Origin of the sequence: Geothrix sp. 21YS21S-2 (assembly GCF_030846775.1) — a bacterium.
GTDB lineage: Bacteria > Acidobacteriota > Holophagae > Holophagales > Holophagaceae > Mesoterricola.
Window position 1 is genome coordinate 2,934,494 of the sequence record NZ_CP132910.1, and the last position, 16,786, is coordinate 2,951,279.

The following is a 16,786-nucleotide window of genomic DNA, read 5'->3' on the forward strand; positions in this document are numbered from 1 at the left end:
CCCGTGGGTGATTTCGACCAGCTCAAAGCCGCAGGCGCCCAGCTCGTGGACGTGAGGACCCCGGCCGAGTACGGCCAGGGCAACGTCCCCGGCAGCGTCAACATCCCCCTGGACCAGCTCCAGCTCCGCGTGGCCGAGATCGATCCCGGGCGGCCGGTGATCGTCTTCTGCGCCAGCGGGGGCCGGTCCGGCATCGCCAAGCAGTTCCTGGAGCGGGAGGGATGCGTCGAGGTCCACAACGGCGGGGCCTGGACGAACCTGCTGTAGCTACCGTTCCTGGCAGGGGAGCTCGAGGCCGAAGCCCTTGGCCTTGTCCTCCATCTTCAGGAGCAGGCCGAACACCACGGCCAGCACGCCCAGGCAGGTGAAGATCATCATGGGCAGGGCGTAGTTGTAGGCCGGGCTGCTGACGCCGTCCACCACCCGGGTGCCGACGATGCAATAGCGGTCAAGCACGTACCCGATGAGGTAGGGGACGCCCCACAGGGCCACCAGGTTCTGGGTCCAGAAGATCAGGGCGTAGGCCGTGCCCAGCTGGCGGTGGGGAATGAACTTGGGCACCGACGGCCACATGGCGGAAGGCACCAGGGCGAAGGCGAAGCCCAGGAAGATCGTGGCGACCAGGGCCACCACCCAGCTGTTGAGCAGCGGCACGGTGAACACGAAGTGCACGGCCACCAGGAGCACGGAGCCCATGACCATGAGGGTGGCGCCCCTGCCCTTGCGGTCGTAGTAGCTGCCGAAGAGGAACGTCAGCGGCATGGCGGCGTAGGGGAGGATGCTGGGGATGGAGCCGGCCAGGCTCTCTTTCACGTGGAACTTCTGGACCATGAGGTCCGGGGCGTACTTGAGGAAGGGGAAGACGCCCGAATAGAAGAGGGCGCAGAGGATGGTGATGTACCAGAACCCGCGGATGCGCAGGATCTCGCCGATGTCCGACAGGCGGAAGGCATCCTCCTCGGCCACGCCCTGGGTGTCGACCCCCTCGGTCCGGTCCAGCTTCAGGTCCATGGCGCAGTAGAAGAAGTAGGCCACGAGGCCCACGCCCAGGAGCACGACCCCCACGAGGATGGGCGCCCCCACGGACTTGAAGTAGACCGCGATGGGCCCGCCCAGGCCGATGGCGAGGCCGGTCCCGATGCGGGCCGTGCCCACCTGGAGCCCCATGGCCAGGGCGATCTCGTAGCCCTTGAACCACCTCGCGATGACCTTGGTGGCCGTGACCCCGACGATCTCGATGCCCACCCCGAAGGTGGCGAACCCCAGCGAGGCCGCCATGACCTGGCCCTTGACGTGGACCAGCGGGACCATGGTCCCGTCCAGGGCGTGCGTGCTCACCGCCCACCACTTGATCCCGCAGCCGATCACCATGAGCGAGCTCGCGAGGATGCCGGTGAACCGGGCCCCCATCTTGTCCAGGATGATGCCGCCGAAGATGAGCATGAAGAGGAAGACGTTGAACCAGGCGTAGGCGCCCGTGACGAACCCGTACTCCGCGCTGGTCCACTTCAGCTGCTGCTCGATCAGGGGCTTGAGCGGGGACAGGACGTCGGCCACGTAGTATCCGCACAGCATCGTGAACGACACGATGAGCAGGGACGTCCATCGGGCCAGGACCGAATCGCGCAGGGATCTTCTGATGGCTTCCGTCATGGGGCTTCCCGGGGAAAGTGGTTTGGATCCAGGCTACAGGACCGGCCCCCCCTTGTCTTCCTCCCAAGTCACAGCTTCCGGCCGCGCCCCGATCGTGGCAGCCTGGGAACCTCGGGAGGTGCAGCCATGGAACTGGGAATCACGGGCCGCGTGGCCATGGTGGCGGCCGCCAGCAAGGGCCTGGGGAAGGCCGCCGCGGCCGCCCTGGTGAAGGAGGGCTGCCGGGTCTCCATCTGCGGCCGGGACCGGGCCGCCCTGGAGGCCGCCAGGGCCGAGCTGGGCGGCTCCGTCCTCGCCGTCCCCTGCGACGTCACGAACCCCGCCGAGATCGAGGACTGGTTCAAGGCGACCCTCGCCGCCTTCGGCCAGGTGGACATCCTGGTCACCAACACCGGGGGCCCCCCCGCCGCCACCTTCCTGGACCTCACCGAGGCCCAGTGGGAGAGCGGCGTGCAGAGCACCCTCCTGAACGTGGTCCGCATGTCCCGCCTCGTCCTGCCCGGCATGCGGGAGCGGAAGTGGGGCCGCATCGTCCACATCACATCCCTGGTGGCCAAGCAGCCGGTGCCCCTCCTGACCATCAGCAGCGCCCTGCGCGCCGGCCTGTCCGCCCTCACCAAGACCATGGCCACCGAGTTCGGCCCCGACAACGTCCTGGTGAACGCCCTCCTGCCCGGCCACGTCCTGACGGACCGCCAGCTCCACCTGGCCGAGGTGCGTTCGCGGAAGGACGGCACCACCGTGGAGGACTACTTCGAGAAGGCCAACGCCTCCATCCCCGTGCGCCGCCTGGGGCGGCCGGAGGAGATCGGCGACGTCATCGCCTTCCTGTGCAGCGAGCGAGCCAGCTACCTGACGGGTAGTTCCATCCAGGTGGACGGGGGGATCATCCAGGGCACGCTCTAGGCCGGCCCGGGCATGGATTGGAATAACATCTTTTATAGCTTTTTTTAGTCGGGTAGGCCGGGGAGCTTGCGCCCCCGGCCCCCCTCAGATCCGGACGTGCGGGACTACCGCATCCGGCTCCTCGTCACGGTCGCTGAGGACGTAGTTTCGATGCGTAACTGATGGCTGGGGCCAGTGGGAACCGAGCCAGAAGCTTGTTCATGCGATCCCAGGTCATGCGGGCCCGCTGGGACCTCCGGTTGAGCCATCCACGCCACCTTCGCCCAACTTCATAGCGGAAGTGCGCCAGGGCCCTGGAGTTCCCCGTGATCCCGTAATACCTGAAGTGACCGACCAGTTTCTGGTTGATCGTCCGCCATTGCTCGCGCACCGGGAGGTGGCGGTGTTTGGCCATCCACTCCCCGATCTTCGTGAGCGCCCGACTCATCCGGCTCTTCGCGGTCTTCCGCTTCACCACCCACCGGCCGTTCTTGGCCGTGGCCCAGTAGTGGGTGAATCCCAGGAAGTCGAAGTGGCCTGGTCCCCCATTGGGGTCCCTGGGCTCCCTCGGCTTCCAGAACTCCACCAGCCGGGTCTTATCCGGGTGGATCGTCAGGCCATACCGCTCGAACCGCTTGGGCAGGACTTCCATAACCCGCTTGGCATCCTCCTCCTGGGCAAAGCCCATCACGAAGTCGTCCGCGTAGCGCACCAGGAAGGCCCGACCCCGGAGTCGGGGCTTGACCTCCCTTTCAAACCACACGTCCAGCACCTCGTGGAGGTAGATGTTGGCGAGCATCGGACTGACCACCCCGCCCTGGGGCGAGCCGGTTTCCGGGTGCGTGATGCATCCTTTCTCCAGCACGCCCGCGTTGAGCCATTTGCCGATCAGGCGCCTCAGAACGCCGTCCTTCATCCGCAGGTCAAGGATTTCCCGCAGCTTCCCGTGGTCCAAAGTATCGAAATACTTACGGATATCCACGTCAAGCACCCAGCCTCCCCCCATGTCCATCAACCCCTGCCAAATCGCCTCCAGCGCCATGTGCGCGGAGCGCCCGGGCCTGAACCCGTAGGAGCAGTCCAGGAAGTCCTGCTCATAGAGCGGTTCCATCACCATCACCACGGCCCTTTGCAGGACCTTGTCTTCGAAGGCGGGAATGCCCAGGGGGCGTTGGCTGCCATCCCCTTTCGGGATGTAGGTTCTCCGGACTGGAGGGGCCTTGTAGGTGTCGCCGTTCTTAGCCCGGTTCAGGAGGCTCTGGAGGTTGGACTCCAGGTTTTCCCCGTATTCCTTGCCCGTCACGCCGTCCACCCCGGTCGCCCCATCCTTGCGGGTGCGCCCGAAGGCTTCCTTCATCCAGTCCAGGTCCATGTGGTAGGCCAAGGAGGTGAAAGCCACCTCCGGGTGGATCCTGGCCAGTTCTGCGATCCGTTGTTGTTTCGTGGAGACGCTGTTGGATGTCATTGCACCCATTATCTTTCCCTTCAACGGTTCCGTGATCCGGCAGCTCCTTGGCTCCAGCGGGTCCCGGCGGCCCGGTTCCCCGCGATCATCGCTACTATGAGCTGCTCCGACTTCCGGCCACCCCTCCCGCGCTCCTTCGTTTCCTTCAGTTTGCGGTACCGCCCTGTGCCGGCTGTTCGCTCCCGCCGGGGGCGGCACCCCCCGGCGAGCCTGGGTTCGTTTTACGTGGCTTCCCTCACCACTGGGTTGTTGGCGGAGATGGCTGGATCTCCCAGGTTCCTGGGGAACCCCTGTGCACGTGCCCTGCTCTATGACCCCGGTGGGACCCTACGGTCAGGCCCTTGCGACCTTCGGGTGCTGTCTTCCGATCGGAGAACGGCGTCGACTCCCACGGTTGGATGCTTTCGGGGCTCCATCACACGGCCCATGCACTCCCTGTCTACGCTTCACGAGGTCGGTCGCCCTTCCCCACGCAAGACTCGGTTCCGGCTGCTGGCCAGCTTTGCCGGGCGGGGCTTGCTGCCTCCCCGCTGGGCTCCATTGCGAGGTTTCAGTCTGTCTTAGGTCATCCATCCTCCTCGCCCAGGCTTGGCCTGGCGCACTCCCCGTTCATCCCCGGCGATTGAAAGCCAAGGATGCTGCCGAAACGCTGGGACCGAAGCACCCGGCGTTCTATTCGCCGGGGATGAACGGGGATGGACGGGGATGGAAAAGGGATAAGAGAAGGGGGCCATGCAGGCCCCCTCCTGCATCGCATCGATTCCTACTTCTTCTTGCTGACCTGCCGCTTGGCCGAGTGCCCAGCACGGGTGGCCGACAGCCCCTTCACGCCCCTGGACGCTCGGCCCTTGGCGGGAGCGGCCTTGGTCGCCCGGACCGGGCGGGTGGCCGCGGGCCTGGCCGGCTTGGCGGGAGCCTTCGGCGTGCGGGGCGGGCGCGGCTCGTCCGCCTCGCCCTCGGCCTTGGGCCGGTGGAAGGTGCGGGACCGGGTGGAGGGCCCCTGGGAGGAATGGGACTTGGCCTCGGCGCTCCGGCTGGGCTTCAGCCCCTCGCCGGGATCCAGGATCCTCCGGACCTTCGCGGTGCCTTCGTCCTGGCCCTCGCCCACCCCGCGCTTGCGGAAGGCGAGGCGGATGGGGGTGCCGATGAACCCGAACTGCTCCCGCAGGCGGTTCTCCAGGTAGCGCTGGTAGCTGAAGTGCAGTTCGCGGTCCGTGTTGGTCTTGATGACGAAGCTGGGGGGGCGGGTGCCCACCTGGGTCATGAAGTAGAGCTTGGGCTTCAGGCCCTCGGTGGCCGCGGGCGGGAAGTTCGACACGGCTTCCCGGAGGAAATTGTTGAGCTTGCTGGTGGGGATGCGCCGGGCGTGGGCGTCGGCCACCTCGTGGATGAGGGCGAAGATCTTCGATACCCGCTGGCCCGTGAGGGCCGACACGAAGATCATGGGCGAGTGCTGCAGGAAGCCCAGGTCCTGGCGGATCTTGTCCTCCATGGACAGCGACGTGAAGGTGTCCTTCTCCACCAGGTCCCACTTGTTCACCACGATGATCACCGCGGCGCCGGCGTCGTGGGCGTAGCCCGCGATGACCGCGTCCTGGTGGGTCACCCCCTCCACCGCGTCCACCAGGAGCAGGGAGACGTCGGCGCGGGCCATGGCCTGCTTGGCCTTGAGGATCGAGAGCTTCTCGGCGCCCTCGTTGGTCTTGCCCTTGCGGCGGATGCCGGCGGTGTCGATGAGGCGGTAGATGCGCTCCTCCACCTGGAACACCGTGTCCACCGTATCCCGGGTGGTGCCGGCCACGTCGCTCACCAGGCTCCGCTCGTAGCCCAGGAACTTGTTGACCAGAGAAGACTTGCCCACATTGGGGCGGCCCACCACGGCGAAGCGCAGCTCGTCGCCGGGATCGTGGATCTCCGCCTCCTCGGGGGTGCGGTGGAAGGGGAGGTGGGCCTTGATGCTCTCCAGCAGCTCGGGCACCCCGTCCCCGTGGGCGGAGGAGAGGATGTGCACCTCGTCGAAGCCCAGCTCGTAGAAGGCGCTGTCCGGGGACCCGCCCCGCACGCCGTCGATCTTGTTGATGACCAGGATGGAGGGCTTGCCCTGGACCCGGATGCGGGTGGCGATCTCGGCGTCGTCGGGATTCCAGCCGTCGTGGGCGTCCACCATGAGGACGAGCACGTGGGCCTCCTGCATGGCCGCCTCGGCGATGCGGGTGATGCCCATGGTGATCACGTCGGCCCCGTCGAAGTCCAGGCCGCCGGTGTCCACCAGCTCGAACACCTCCGTGGGATCGCCGAGCTCATCCAGGCAGGTCACCCGTCCGTAGCTCCGGTCCCGGGTCATGCCCGGCAGATCGTGCACGAGTGCCGCCCGGCTCCGGGTCAGTCGGTTGAAAAGAGTAGACTTGCCCACGTTGGGACGACCACACAGGGCTACGATGGGGAGTTTCATGAGGGTGGCTCCCTAAAAAAGTCGCGCCCTCATGACGAGGGCGCTTCCTTTTACTGGCGGGGCTGACGGGGCTCGAACCCGCGACCTACGGCGTGACAGGCCGTCACTCTAACCGACTGAGCTACAACCCCTGGTTTTCAAAGCACCATTTCTGGTGGGCGATGACGGACTCGAACCGCCGACATGCTGCGTGTAAAGCAGCTGCTCTACCGACTGAGCTAATCGCCCGTATCGCCGAACATTGATACTCTCACGTGACACCCGCTGCGTCAAGGCTAAATCCCTGGCTTGAGGTATGACTGCGAAGTTGAGAGAATGTCTGGCTCCCTTATCTAGGACCTTCCTTCCTGCGCCCCGGGCGGTCCGAGTTGAGGGGAAACGCAGGCCAATTGGAGGAATCCGTGCTACCTGATGTTCTGATGTCGATTGGCGGGGCAGGGATCCTTCATGCAGGCGAGCCCCAGGGTTTCATGGACGCGCTGCCGGATCCCATGAAGATCGATCCGGGGACCCTCGTCTTCGTGATGGTCCTGGTGACGGCCCTCTTCATCTTCCTCAAATACGCCTTCTTCAAGCCGATCATCCAGGTCATGGACGACCGCGAAACGGCCATCCAGTCGGGCGCCAGCCGCAGGGCCGAGGCCGCCGCCCTGGTGGAGGAGCGCCAGGCGGACTATGCCGCCCGTCTCAAGGAGCTCCGGGCCAAGGCCTTCGAGCACCGCAAGAGCCTTTCCGCCGCCGCGTCCGCGGAGAAGGAGGCCCTGCTGGACAAGGCCCGCGCCGAATCGGCGGGGCACCGGGAGCGCGCCCTGGCCGAACTGAAGGCCACGCAGGAATCGGCCAAGGCCGATCTCATGACCCAGGTGGAAGCCCTTTCCGAATCCATGGTTTCCCATCTTCTCCGGCAGGCATGATGAAAATCCTCCGACCGTTCGTTTTCCTGGCCCTTCTCTGCGGCCTCGCTTCCGGAACGCCCGCCCTGCGGGCCCAGGAGCCCGCCGGCCACGCCCAGGCCAAGCCCGAAACCAAGCCTGAAGGGCATGAAGCAAAGCCCGAAGGCCATGAGGCTTCGGCCGGCCATGAGGCCGCAGCGGCCCACGAGGGCGGCCATGAGGCCACCGGCGAAGGGCACGGGGGAGCGCACCACGTCCCCTTCAAGCTCTTCGGCATGGAGCTGGGCAAGGCCGGCCAGTTCGGGATCCAGGCCTTCAATTTCGCCCTCTTCGCGGGGCTGCTCTTCCTCCTCCTGAAGGGCGCCCTGTCCAGCGCCTTCAAGGCCCGGGCCAAGGAGCTGGAGGACAAGCTCAGCCAGGCCGAGCGCGAGCGCGCCGAAGCCGACGCCCAGATCGCCGAGCTGGAGGGCCGCATGGCCGGGCTCCAGGCGGAGCTGGCCGGCATCATGGCCAAGGCCGAGACCGAGGCCGAGGCGGAGAAGGAGCGCATCATCCAGTCCGCGCAGGCCGAGGCCGCCCAGATCCGGGCCCAGACCGCCGCCGACATCGACTACCAGAAGCGCGCCGCCGAAGCCGAGCTGCGCACTCTGGTGGCCACCCTGGCCGTGGAGGGCGCCAGCCGCCGGCTCCAGAACCAGGTGACCGGCGACGTGGCCGCCCGCGTCATCGACCAGTCCATCCAGCAGGTCGGAGGTGCCCAGTGAGCAACCGCCTCGTCGCTCGCCGTTACGCCAAGGCCCTCGCGGATCTGGCCCAGAAGGAAGGCAAGCTCGCCGCCTACCGGGAGGAGCTCACGGAGATCTCCGCCCTGGTGAAGGCCAACCCCGACCTCACCCGCCTGGCCTTCTACCCCCTCCTGGCCCCGTCCCGCAAGGCCGCGGCCTTCGACGCGATCCTCGAGCAGGGCAAGATGAGCGCCACGGTGCGCACGTTCTTCCAGGTGGTGGCCAAGGCCGCTCGCCTGCCGCTGGTCCACGAGATCGCCGAGGCCTACTCGGAACTCGTCGACCAGGCCACGGGCGTGGTGGAAGCCCGCGTGCAGAGCTCCCAGCCCCTCACCGGGGCCCAGACCACGGCCCTCACGGCCACCCTGGCCCAGCGCACCGGCAAGACCATCCGGTTCCGCTGGCAGCCGGATCCCGCCATCCTCGGCGGCGTGAAGGTCCAGGTGGGCTCCACCGTCTACGACGCCTCCCTCCAGGGCCAGCTCCGGCTCCTGAAGGCCAAGCTCCTTTCTGCCTAACCCCGTCCCGGAATTTCGGAGGAACGCATGGACATTCGCGCGGAAGAGATTTCCCGCATCATCCGCAGCCAGATCGAAGGCTTCGACGCCCAGGTGGACGTTTCCGAGATCGGGACGGTCATCAGCGTGGGTGACGGCATCGCCCGGGCCCACGGCCTCGAGAAGGTCATGGCCGGCGAATTGCTGGAGCTTCCCCACGACGTGAAGGGCCTGGCCTTCAACCTGGAGGAGGACAACGTCGGCATCATCCTGCTGGGCGAGACCGCCGCCATCAAGGAAGGCGACACAGTCAAGCGCACCGGCAAGATCATGAGCGTGCCCGTGGGCCCGGCCTTCGTGGGCCGCGTCATCGACGCCCTCGGCAACCCCATCGACGGCAAGGGCCCCATCGCCTCCGCCGGCCGCAACCCCATCGAGCGCATCGCCCCGGGCATCGTGGACCGCGAGTCCGTGAGCCAGCCCATGCAGACCGGCCTGAAGGCCATCGACGCCCTCATCCCCATCGGCCGCGGCCAGCGCGAGCTGATCATCGGGGACCGCCAGACCGGCAAGACCGCCGTGGCGCTGGACGCCATCATCAACCAGAAGGACACGGGCGTCATCTGCATCTACGTGGCCATCGGTCTCAAGCGCTCCACGGTCGCCCAGGTTGTGAAGACCCTGGAAGACTTCGACGCCATGAAGCACACCATCGTGGTGGCCGCCACGGCCTCCGAGCCCGCGCCCCTGCTGTACCTGGCCCCCATGACCGGCGCGGCCATGGGCGAGTACTTCATGTGGCACGGCGTGGACGGCAAGGAGGCCTCCGCCGAGAACCCCGGCCAGCACGTCCTCGCCATCTACGACGACCTCTCCAAGCAGGCCGTGGCCTACCGCGAGATTTCGCTCCTGGTGCGGCGCCCTCCCGGCCGCGAAGCCTACCCCGGCGACGTGTTCTACCTCCACTCCCGCCTGCTGGAACGCGCCTCCAAGCTCAGCAAGGCGCGTGGCGGCGGATCGCTGACGGCCCTGCCCATCATCGAGACGCAGGCCGGCGACGTTTCCGCCTACATCCCCACCAACGTCATCTCCATCACCGACGGCCAGATCTTTCTGGAATCCGACCTTTTCAACTCGGGCGTCCGGCCCGCGCTGAACGTGGGCATCTCGGTGAGCCGCGTGGGCGGCGCCGCCCAGGTGAAGGCCATGAAGCAGGTGGCCGGCTCCATCAAGCTCGAGCTCGCCCAGTACCGCGAGCTGGCGGCCTTCTCCCAGTTCGGGTCCGACCTGGACAAGGGCACCCTGGCCCAGCTCAACCGCGGCCAGCGCCTGGTGGAGATCCTCAAGCAGCCCCAGTACGTGCCCATGCCCGTGGAGAAGCAGGTGGTCACCATCTGGGCCGCCACCGCCGGCTTCCTGGATGACCTGCCGGTCAACCAGTGCCGGAAGTTCGAGTCCGGCCTCCACTCGTACCTCGACATCAACGCTCCCGAGCTGCTCCGGGCCATCCGGGACACCAAGGTCATCTCCGACGAGACCAAGGCCGCCCTGAAGGTCCAGGTGACGAGCTTCAAGGAGACCTTCCAGGCTTCGCTCAACCAGCCCGCGGGAGCATAACCCATGGCCGGCCTACAGGACATTCGCCGCCGGATCCGGTCGGTGAAGAACACCCAGCAGGTCACCAAGGCCATGAAGATGATTTCCGCCGTCAAGCTGCGGAAGTCCCAGGAAAGCCTTCTGGCCCTGCGCCCCTACGCCGCCAAGATGCTGGACGTGGTGCGCAACGTGGTGACCCGCTCGGAAGAGCTGGGCGCCTCCGTCGACAGCCCCATCGCCCAGGCCTTTCTCGCCCCCCGCGAGGAGAAGAACATCCGCCTGGTGGTCATCGCCAGCGACAAGGGGCTCTGCGGCGGCTTCAACGCCAACGTGCTCAAGCAGGCCACGGCCTTCGTGACCACCACCGGCTCGAGGATCGTCCACCTGGACGCGGTGGGCAAGCGCGCCGCGGACTGGGCCCGCAAGCGCGGCATGGCCTACGCCGCGGACCGCACCGGCATCGCCCTGGCCGGGCTCCCGGCCCTGGCCCAGGAGATCGCGGTGGAAGCCGCGAAGCAGTACGAGGCCGGCGAGATCGACGCGCTGTACGTCATCCACAACTACTTCGCCTCGGCCCTCGCCCAGGTGCCCACGACGCTGCGCATCTTCCCCATGGAGATCCCCGCCCACGCCGACGAGGCCGTGCCCCCCCTCCTGGAGCCCAGCCCCGCCAAGGTTCTGGACGCCCTCCTGCCCCGCTTCATCGAGACCACGTTCCTGCACGCCCTGCTGGAGAGTTCCGCCAGCGAGCACGGCGCGCGCATGGCAGCCATGGACAAGGCCAGCACCAACGCCGAGGACATGATCGCCCGCCTCACCCTCAACATGAACAAGCTGAGGCAGGCCTCCATCACCAACCAGATCATCGAGATCGTGTCCGGCGCCAACGCCTGATCAATCCCCCTTAGCCCTGAGGTCCGACATGAGTCAAATGAAGCAAGGCCGCGTCATCGCCATCATCGGCCCCGCCGTGGACGTGGAGTTCGAGGAGAACCACCTCCCCGAGATCCTCAACGCCATCCTCACCGACATCACCGACGCCAACGGCGTCACCAGCACCGTGACGCTCGAAGTCCAGCAGCATCTGGGCGAGAACCGCGTGCGCTGCGTGGCCATGGAGCCCACCGAGGGCATGGTGCGCGGCCAGAAGGTGGTCGACACCGGCAGCGCCATCCAGGTGCCCGTGGGCCCCGAGACGCTGGGCCGCATCATCAACGTCGTGGGCAAGCCCGTGGACGAGCGCGGCCCCCTGGGCAACAAGACCACGCTGCCCATGCACCGCGAGGCCCCCAAGCTCGACGAATTGAACACCACCGCCGAGATGTTCGAGACCGGCATCAAGGTCATCGACCTCCTGGAGCCCTACGCCAAGGGCGGCAAGACGGGCCTCTTCGGCGGCGCCGGCGTGGGCAAGACCGTGCTGATCATGGAGCTCATCAACAACCTGGCCAAGGGCCACGGCGGCCTGTCGGTGTTCGCCGGCGTCGGCGAGCGCACCCGCGAGGGCAACGACCTCTGGGTCGAGATGATGGACTCCGGCGTCATCAACAAGGAGAACATCGCCGAGAGCAAGGTGGCCCTCATCTACGGGCAGATGACCGAACCTCCCGGCGCCCGCGCCCGGGTGGCCCTCACCGGCCTCACCGTCGCCGAGCACTTCCGCGACGCCGAGGGCAAGGACGTGCTGCTCTTCATCGACAACATCTTCCGCTTCACCCAGGCCGGCGCCGAGGTTTCCGCCCTCCTGGGCCGCATGCCCTCCGCCGTGGGCTACCAGCCCACGCTGGCCACCGAGATGGGCGAGCTGCAGGAGCGCATCACCTCCACCAAGAAGGGCTCCATCACCTCCGTGCAGGCCGTGTACGTGCCCGCCGACGACTACACCGACCCCGCGCCCGCCACCACCTTCGCGCACCTGGACGCCACCACCAACCTCTCCCGCGAGCTGAGCGCCCTGGGCATCTACCCCGCCGTGGATCCCCTGGCCAGCACGTCCCGCCTCATGGACCCCCGCGTGCTGGGCGAGCGCCACTACGGCACCGCCATGCGCGTGAAGGCCATCCTGCAGAAGTACAAGGAGCTCCAGGACATCATCGCCATCCTGGGCATGGACGAGCTCTCCGACGACGACAAGCTCGCCGTGGCCCGCGCCCGCAAGCTCCAGCGCTTCCTCAGCCAGCCCTTCCACGTGGCCGAGACCTTCTCCGGCATGCCCGGCAAGTACGTGAAGCTGGAGGAGACCATCCGCGGCTTCGAGGAGATCTGCGACGGCAAGTGGGACCATCTCCCCGAGCAGGCCTTCTACATGGTCGGCACCATCGAAGAGGCCGCGGCGAAGGCGGAAAAGCTGGCCCAGGCCTGAGGCTGCCATGACCGACTCCATCCTCCTCGAAGTGCTTACCCCCGAACGCCGGGTCTTTTCCGCCCACGTCTCGGAGGTGCAGTTCCCCACCGCCGAGCTGGGCTACTACGGCGTGCTGCCCGGCCACACCCCCCTGGTGACGGCCCTGGGCACCGGCCTCGTCTACTACACCGAGAACGACCAGAAGCACTGGCTCACGGTCTTCGGCGGCTTCGCCGAGGTGGGTCCCGACCATGTGACCGTCCTGGCCCGCATCAGCGAGACCGTGGACATGATCGACGCCGACCGCGCCGAGGCCGCCCGGGTCCGCGCCCTGAAGATGATCAAGGACGCCGACACCGAGGACGAGCTGGACGTGGCCCAGGCCAAGCTCGCCGCCAGCCTGGTGCGCTTGCAGGCTGCAGGGAAACCGATCGGGCACTGATTGAACGACCTGGGAATGAAGGGCCGGGATTCGTCCCGGCCCTTCGTTCATGCGAGGTCGTACCAGACGCCCCGCCCCTGCCCGTGCTGGTTCAGCAAACCCCATACCACCAGGGTCCGGAGCTGCACCTTGAGCGTATTCCGGCTGGCGCCCGTAACCCGGACCGCTTCCCGCATGGTGATCCTTCCCTGCTCGCGGACGAATTCGACCATGAGGAGGGAGTGCCTGGGCAAGGCCGCCAGCACCTTCTTCTCGCGCTCGATCTTGCGGCCAAGGACGCGGGTCTGCTCGTGCAGGGACTGCAGGAAGAATCCCACCCAGGGCTGCCAGTCCGGAGCCTGGGTGCGGATGGTTCCCTGGGTCCTTCGCAGCGCGAGGTAATACGCCTCCTTGTTCCGCTCGATGATGCTCTCCAGGGAACTGTACGGAACGTAGGCGTAGCCCGCCTTGAGGAGAAGCAGCGTCGTCAGGGCACGGCTGAGGCGGCCGTTGCCGTCCTGGAACGGGTGGATCTCCAGGAAGACCACCACCCAGATGGCGATGACGAGCAGGGGATGGATCCGGCGACTCTCCAGCTCCTCCCGGACCCACCCGGTCAGCTCCCCCATCAACCGGGAGGTGTCGTACGGCGCGGCGGTTTCGAAGACCACCCCCACCTGGTTCCCTTCCGCATCAAAGGCCGCCACGGAGTTGGAAGTGGTCTTGTAGTCGCCCCGGTGCCAAGCGTCCTTGTCGCTGTGGACCAGCAGGTCCCGGTGGAGCTGGCGGACATGATTCTCGGTGAAGGCGATGTCCTGCCATGAGGCGAAAATCAGCTCCATCACCCCCGCGTAGCCAGCGACCTCCTGCTCGTCCCGGGTTGCGAATTCCCGGATCTCCAGGGCACCCAGAAGGCGTTCCACCTCCCTGTCGGTGAGCCGGCTGCCCTCGATGCGGGTGGAGGATCCAATGCTTTCCACCGTAGCCACCCGGCGCAGGGTCGCCAGCCGGTCCGGGGCCAGAACGCCCAGGGTGCGCCAGATTCCCTTGAATTCCTCGATCCTCGCGATGAGGTTCAGGAATTCCTGGGTGATCTGGAGGGATTCAGTGCGGAACATGCACCCAAAACTACACCCAATTTCACCCAATTCAAGCACCGACACCCACAATGACACCCCATTTCACCCAATTCACGCTGGGGAATGAACGGCCTATCCAAACCGTTTCAAAGTCCGGTTTTCAATCGGTTCAATTCCTGAGGACATGAGCGTTGCCCTACCACTGGAATCGTGAGTCCTGATCCAGAAGCTTCAACCGCTTATCCTTCAGTGCCTTCAGTTCGGGCAGCATCACCGCCCGGTCCCCCGGCGTCAGGTGGTAGATGCCCACCGGCACGTCCACCTTGAGCTTCTTCAGTTCCTTCCCCAGCTTCTCCGGGGTCAGGTGCTTCGAGGCGTCCGCCAGCCAGCCCTGGGCATTGGGGAAGCTGGCTTCGGTGATGAAGAGCCGCAGGTTCGGCGTGGCGTTGGCCACCTCGTAGACCTTGTCGGTGGCGGCGGTGTCGGAGCTGAAGATGAAGGCGGAGTGGTCGTCCTCCACGCAGTAGCCCACGCAGGGCACCAGGTGGTTCACGGGGATGGGCGTGATGCGCAGGCCCTCCACCTCGTAGGTGCGGCCGGGCTCGATCTCGGTGAAGCGGATGATGGGGTTGTCGGGGCTGGGGATCACCGAGAAGTCGGGCCACAGTTCGTCGTTGAAGAGGTGCCGGCGCAGGGCGTCCAGGGTCTCGGGCAGGGCGTGGATCTCCACGGGCACGTCGGTGTGCCCGAAGATGTTCTTGGTGAAGAAGGGCAGCGTGCAGATGTGGTCCAGGTGCGAGTGGCTGATGAAGATCTGCCGGATCTCCACCTGCTCCTCGAGCGAGAGGGCCTGGGTGAGGCTCCCCGCGTCGATGGCGACGGTGCCGTTCACGAGGAGCCCCGTCAGGCGGTTGCCCTCGGCCTCGCCTCCCGAACATCCTAGAACGCGCAGTTCCATTCGGCCCCTAGAAGCGGATGCCCCCGTACAGGGCGACCTGGAAGGAAGGCGCCATGGCCTTGCGGAATTCCTCGTTGCCGTCGCCCTTGGCAGGGGTGCTGAGCGGCGCCGCCACTTCCAGGCGCACGAAGGGACTCACCACCGGCAGGGGGGCGGAGAACCCCAGCCCCGCGCGCACCCAGGGGCGGCCGAGGTTCGTGGTCTCGGTCGGCAGGCCGGGCCCGGAGGTGGTCAGCTTCTCGAACCGGTAATCGATGCCGGCGTTCAGGTTGATGATGAATTTCCAATCCGCTTGCAGGCCCACGGCGGAATATTCGCTTCCGTACTTGCCCAGGGTGGCCGAACCCAGCTTCAGGTCGCCCTCGGCCTTGGGGTGGTAGGTCACGGCCGCGCCCAGGCCCGCGATCTTCAGGTCCAGGAAGGTGTAGGCCGCGCGGAAGCCCAGGCCGGTGGGGCCCACCGAATCGTAGTTGCCCGCCTTCAGGCCGTTGGAGGGCGCCGTGAGCGCCTGGGCCTTGCCCACCTGCTTGTCCAGCAGCAATCCCAGTTCAAGGCCCCCCGCATGCGCCGTCGCGGGTGCCAAGGCGATAAGCGCGCAACCGACGACGGACAGGATTTTCATGGCGGCTCCCTGCAACTCTGGAACATCCCAATATTCATGGCTAAAGGACTCGCGGTCAACTACCTTTGCTAATCTCTTGGTATGCGGGCCCACCTCCAGTACCTCCTCCTCGACGGCTTCGACCCGGACACGGGCGAACTCGCACTGCGGGTGCGGGTCGAGACCGATCCCCCCGCCGAGCTGCGCTTCCTGCGCCTGAAGCTCCACCTGGGCCGCACGGGGGACCCCCTCCAGCCCCTGCGCCGCGAGCTTCAGACCCATGTGCAGATGCCGGTGCCGCCCCTGTGGGACCGCGGCCTGAAGACCGTCATCCGGGCGATCGAGGACGAACTGGGCGCTCCGGGCGGGCGGGACCCCGGCCGCTACACCTGGGTCTGCACGCAGCTGCTGCACCCCTCCGACGAGCGCCGGGGCACCCTCAGCCACCCCGTGGCGCGCCAGGCCGAGGTCCTCTGGGACTGGGCCCAGCGCGCCGAACAGGAGCAGGACGACGCCCACGCCATCGAGCTCCTGGAGCGGCTCCTCCTCCTCACCCCCAACCACCGCTCGGCCCTGGACAACCTCGCAGCCCTCCTGCGCAAGGCCGGCATGGTGGAGGAACTCCTGGAGATCACCGACCGCATCCTCGCCCAGGACCCCCGGAACGCCGAATCCCTGCTGCACAGGGGTGAATGTCTCATCAATCTGGGGCGTGCCCTGGAAGCCGGGGAGGCCTTCGCCAAGCTCCTCAAGGCCAACCCCGTTCACCCGCTGGCCCACCTGGGCGCCGCCCAGGCCCGGAGCCTGGGTGGCCAGGACCCCTTCCCCCACCTGGACGCGGCCCTGGAGCTGAACCGGGAGGCCACCCTTTCGGTGCTCCGGGAGACCTTCGACTTCCGGATCCTCGCCCCGGCCTTCAACGAGAACACCTACCCCTTCGAGGTCCTGCCCGCCCTTCTGGGCGTCACCGGCGCCGAGGTCCAGGCCTTCTGCGCCGAGCGCGGCCTGCCCGTCACCGGGCCGGGAACCACCGTGCGGGAAACCGAACTATCCCGGTGGGTGAACATCCAGAACCGCTACCAGCTCCTGCCCATGGCCCTCCATTGGCTGGCCCCCACCCCCCGGCACATCCCGGAACTGCCTTCCACCCCCTGAAC

At 66.9% G+C, this 16,786-nt stretch carries 16 protein-coding genes and 2 tRNA genes; 10 read left to right on the forward strand and 8 right to left on the reverse strand.

Annotated features, from left to right (window positions below; all coding sequences use genetic code 11):
• The first annotated feature begins 3 nt into the window (after positions 1-3).
• Entirely contained in the window at positions 4-267 is a 264-nt protein-coding gene (locus RAH40_RS12805; protein ID WP_306597938.1) for a rhodanese-like domain-containing protein, read from the forward strand.
• Here the strand turns inward: RAH40_RS12805 and RAH40_RS12810 are convergent, their stop codons facing one another.
• Positions 268-1,653 carry an MFS transporter gene (locus RAH40_RS12810; protein ID WP_306597939.1) on the reverse strand — a complete coding sequence of 462 codons (1,386 nt, stop codon included), beginning with the start codon at positions 1,651-1,653 and terminating at the stop codon, positions 268-270. It lies immediately after the preceding gene.
• Between the two features lie 126 nt (positions 1,654-1,779).
• Between RAH40_RS12810 and RAH40_RS12815 the strand changes: the two genes are divergently transcribed.
• A complete protein-coding gene (locus RAH40_RS12815) occupies positions 1,780-2,559 on the forward strand; it encodes an SDR family oxidoreductase (RefSeq protein ID WP_306597940.1) in 780 nt (259 codons plus the stop codon).
• Positions 2,560-2,683: 124 nt separating this feature from the next.
• Here the strand turns inward: RAH40_RS12815 and ltrA are convergent, their stop codons facing one another.
• The 4 genes from ltrA to RAH40_RS12835 form a co-directional block, all read right to left on the reverse strand.
• Positions 2,684-4,003: a group II intron reverse transcriptase/maturase gene (gene ltrA, locus RAH40_RS12820; RefSeq protein ID WP_306597942.1), complete on the reverse strand. Its 1,320-nt coding sequence runs from the start codon at positions 4,001-4,003 to the stop codon at positions 2,684-2,686.
• Between the two features lie 763 nt (positions 4,004-4,766).
• Entirely contained in the window at positions 4,767-6,455 is a 1,689-nt protein-coding gene (gene der, locus RAH40_RS12825; RefSeq protein WP_306597943.1) for a ribosome biogenesis GTPase Der, read from the reverse strand.
• Between the two features lie 54 nt (positions 6,456-6,509).
• A tRNA-Asp gene (locus RAH40_RS12830) sits at positions 6,510-6,586 on the reverse strand.
• Between the two features lie 21 nt (positions 6,587-6,607).
• A tRNA-Val gene (locus RAH40_RS12835) sits at positions 6,608-6,683 on the reverse strand.
• Between the two features lie 242 nt (positions 6,684-6,925).
• On the opposite strand from RAH40_RS12835, the gene RAH40_RS12840 reads away from it, so the two are divergent.
• The 7 genes from RAH40_RS12840 to atpC are packed head-to-tail and all read left to right on the forward strand — an operon-like array spanning position 6,926 to position 13,012.
• Positions 6,926-7,369: an ATP synthase F0 subunit B gene (locus RAH40_RS12840; RefSeq protein WP_306597944.1), complete on the forward strand. Its 444-nt coding sequence runs from the start codon at positions 6,926-6,928 to the stop codon at positions 7,367-7,369.
• Positions 7,369-8,112 carry a F0F1 ATP synthase subunit B gene (gene atpF, locus RAH40_RS12845; RefSeq protein ID WP_306597945.1) on the forward strand — a complete coding sequence of 248 codons (744 nt, stop codon included), beginning with the start codon at positions 7,369-7,371 and terminating at the stop codon, positions 8,110-8,112. The genes RAH40_RS12840 and atpF overlap by 1 nt, the downstream gene beginning before the upstream one ends.
• Positions 8,109-8,651 (forward strand): ATP synthase F1 subunit delta, encoded by a 543-nt coding sequence (gene atpH, locus RAH40_RS12850; protein WP_306597946.1) that lies wholly within the window; start codon positions 8,109-8,111, stop codon positions 8,649-8,651. Before atpF ends, atpH begins: the two co-directional genes overlap by 4 nt.
• 27 nt (positions 8,652-8,678) lie before the next feature.
• Positions 8,679-10,247 carry a F0F1 ATP synthase subunit alpha gene (atpA, locus tag RAH40_RS12855; RefSeq protein ID WP_306597947.1) on the forward strand — a complete coding sequence of 523 codons (1,569 nt, stop codon included), beginning with the start codon at positions 8,679-8,681 and terminating at the stop codon, positions 10,245-10,247.
• Between the two features lie 3 nt (positions 10,248-10,250).
• Positions 10,251-11,120, forward strand: coding sequence for an ATP synthase F1 subunit gamma (atpG, locus tag RAH40_RS12860; RefSeq protein ID WP_306597948.1), 870 nt, complete (start codon positions 10,251-10,253; stop codon positions 11,118-11,120).
• A 37-nt stretch (positions 11,121-11,157) separates the two neighbouring features.
• The gene (gene atpD / locus RAH40_RS12865; protein WP_306597949.1) at positions 11,158-12,588 is read left to right on the forward strand and encodes a F0F1 ATP synthase subunit beta; all 1,431 of its coding nucleotides are present in this window, start codon (positions 11,158-11,160) and stop codon (positions 12,586-12,588) included.
• A gap of 7 nt (positions 12,589-12,595) precedes the next feature.
• Positions 12,596-13,012: an ATP synthase F1 subunit epsilon gene (gene atpC, locus RAH40_RS12870; protein WP_306597950.1), complete on the forward strand. Its 417-nt coding sequence runs from the start codon at positions 12,596-12,598 to the stop codon at positions 13,010-13,012.
• A gap of 47 nt (positions 13,013-13,059) precedes the next feature.
• Here the strand turns inward: atpC and RAH40_RS12875 are convergent, their stop codons facing one another.
• From RAH40_RS12875 to RAH40_RS12885, 3 genes are all read right to left on the reverse strand, one after another.
• Positions 13,060-14,109, reverse strand: coding sequence for a Fic family protein (locus tag RAH40_RS12875; RefSeq protein ID WP_306597951.1), 1,050 nt, complete (start codon positions 14,107-14,109; stop codon positions 13,060-13,062).
• Between the two features lie 157 nt (positions 14,110-14,266).
• Complete coding sequence (locus RAH40_RS12880; RefSeq protein ID WP_306597952.1) at positions 14,267-15,028, reverse strand: 3',5'-cyclic-nucleotide phosphodiesterase; 762 nt, start codon at positions 15,026-15,028, stop codon at positions 14,267-14,269.
• A gap of 7 nt (positions 15,029-15,035) precedes the next feature.
• Positions 15,036-15,650: a hypothetical protein gene (locus RAH40_RS12885; protein WP_306597953.1), complete on the reverse strand. Its 615-nt coding sequence runs from the start codon at positions 15,648-15,650 to the stop codon at positions 15,036-15,038.
• 81 nt (positions 15,651-15,731) lie between these two features.
• Between RAH40_RS12885 and RAH40_RS12890 the strand changes: the two genes are divergently transcribed.
• Complete coding sequence (locus RAH40_RS12890) at positions 15,732-16,784, forward strand: hypothetical protein (protein ID WP_306597954.1); 1,053 nt, start codon at positions 15,732-15,734, stop codon at positions 16,782-16,784.
• Positions 16,785-16,786 lie beyond the last annotated feature (2 nt).

Coding starts and splice junctions, on each gene's coding strand:
- RAH40_RS12810 (WP_306597939.1), bottom strand. CDS start 1,653: ATGACGGAAGCCATCAGAAGATCCCTGCGCGATTCGGTCCTGGCCCGA.
- RAH40_RS12815 (WP_306597940.1), top strand. CDS start 1,780: ATGGAACTGGGAATCACGGGCCGCGTGGCCATGGTGGCGGCCGCCAGC.
- ltrA (WP_306597942.1), bottom strand. CDS start 4,003: ATGACATCCAACAGCGTCTCCACGAAACAACAACGGATCGCAGAACTG.
- der (WP_306597943.1), bottom strand. CDS start 6,455: ATGAAACTCCCCATCGTAGCCCTGTGTGGTCGTCCCAACGTGGGCAAG.
- RAH40_RS12840 (WP_306597944.1), top strand. CDS start 6,926: ATGGACGCGCTGCCGGATCCCATGAAGATCGATCCGGGGACCCTCGTC.
- atpF (WP_306597945.1), top strand. CDS start 7,369: ATGAAAATCCTCCGACCGTTCGTTTTCCTGGCCCTTCTCTGCGGCCTC.
- atpA (WP_306597947.1), top strand. CDS start 8,679: ATGGACATTCGCGCGGAAGAGATTTCCCGCATCATCCGCAGCCAGATC.
- atpG (WP_306597948.1), top strand. CDS start 10,251: ATGGCCGGCCTACAGGACATTCGCCGCCGGATCCGGTCGGTGAAGAAC.
- atpD (WP_306597949.1), top strand. CDS start 11,158: ATGAAGCAAGGCCGCGTCATCGCCATCATCGGCCCCGCCGTGGACGTG.
- atpC (WP_306597950.1), top strand. CDS start 12,596: ATGACCGACTCCATCCTCCTCGAAGTGCTTACCCCCGAACGCCGGGTC.
- RAH40_RS12875 (WP_306597951.1), bottom strand. CDS start 14,109: ATGTTCCGCACTGAATCCCTCCAGATCACCCAGGAATTCCTGAACCTC.
- RAH40_RS12880 (WP_306597952.1), bottom strand. CDS start 15,028: ATGGAACTGCGCGTTCTAGGATGTTCGGGAGGCGAGGCCGAGGGCAAC.
- RAH40_RS12885 (WP_306597953.1), bottom strand. CDS start 15,650: ATGAAAATCCTGTCCGTCGTCGGTTGCGCGCTTATCGCCTTGGCACCC.
- RAH40_RS12890 (WP_306597954.1), top strand. CDS start 15,732: ATGCGGGCCCACCTCCAGTACCTCCTCCTCGACGGCTTCGACCCGGAC.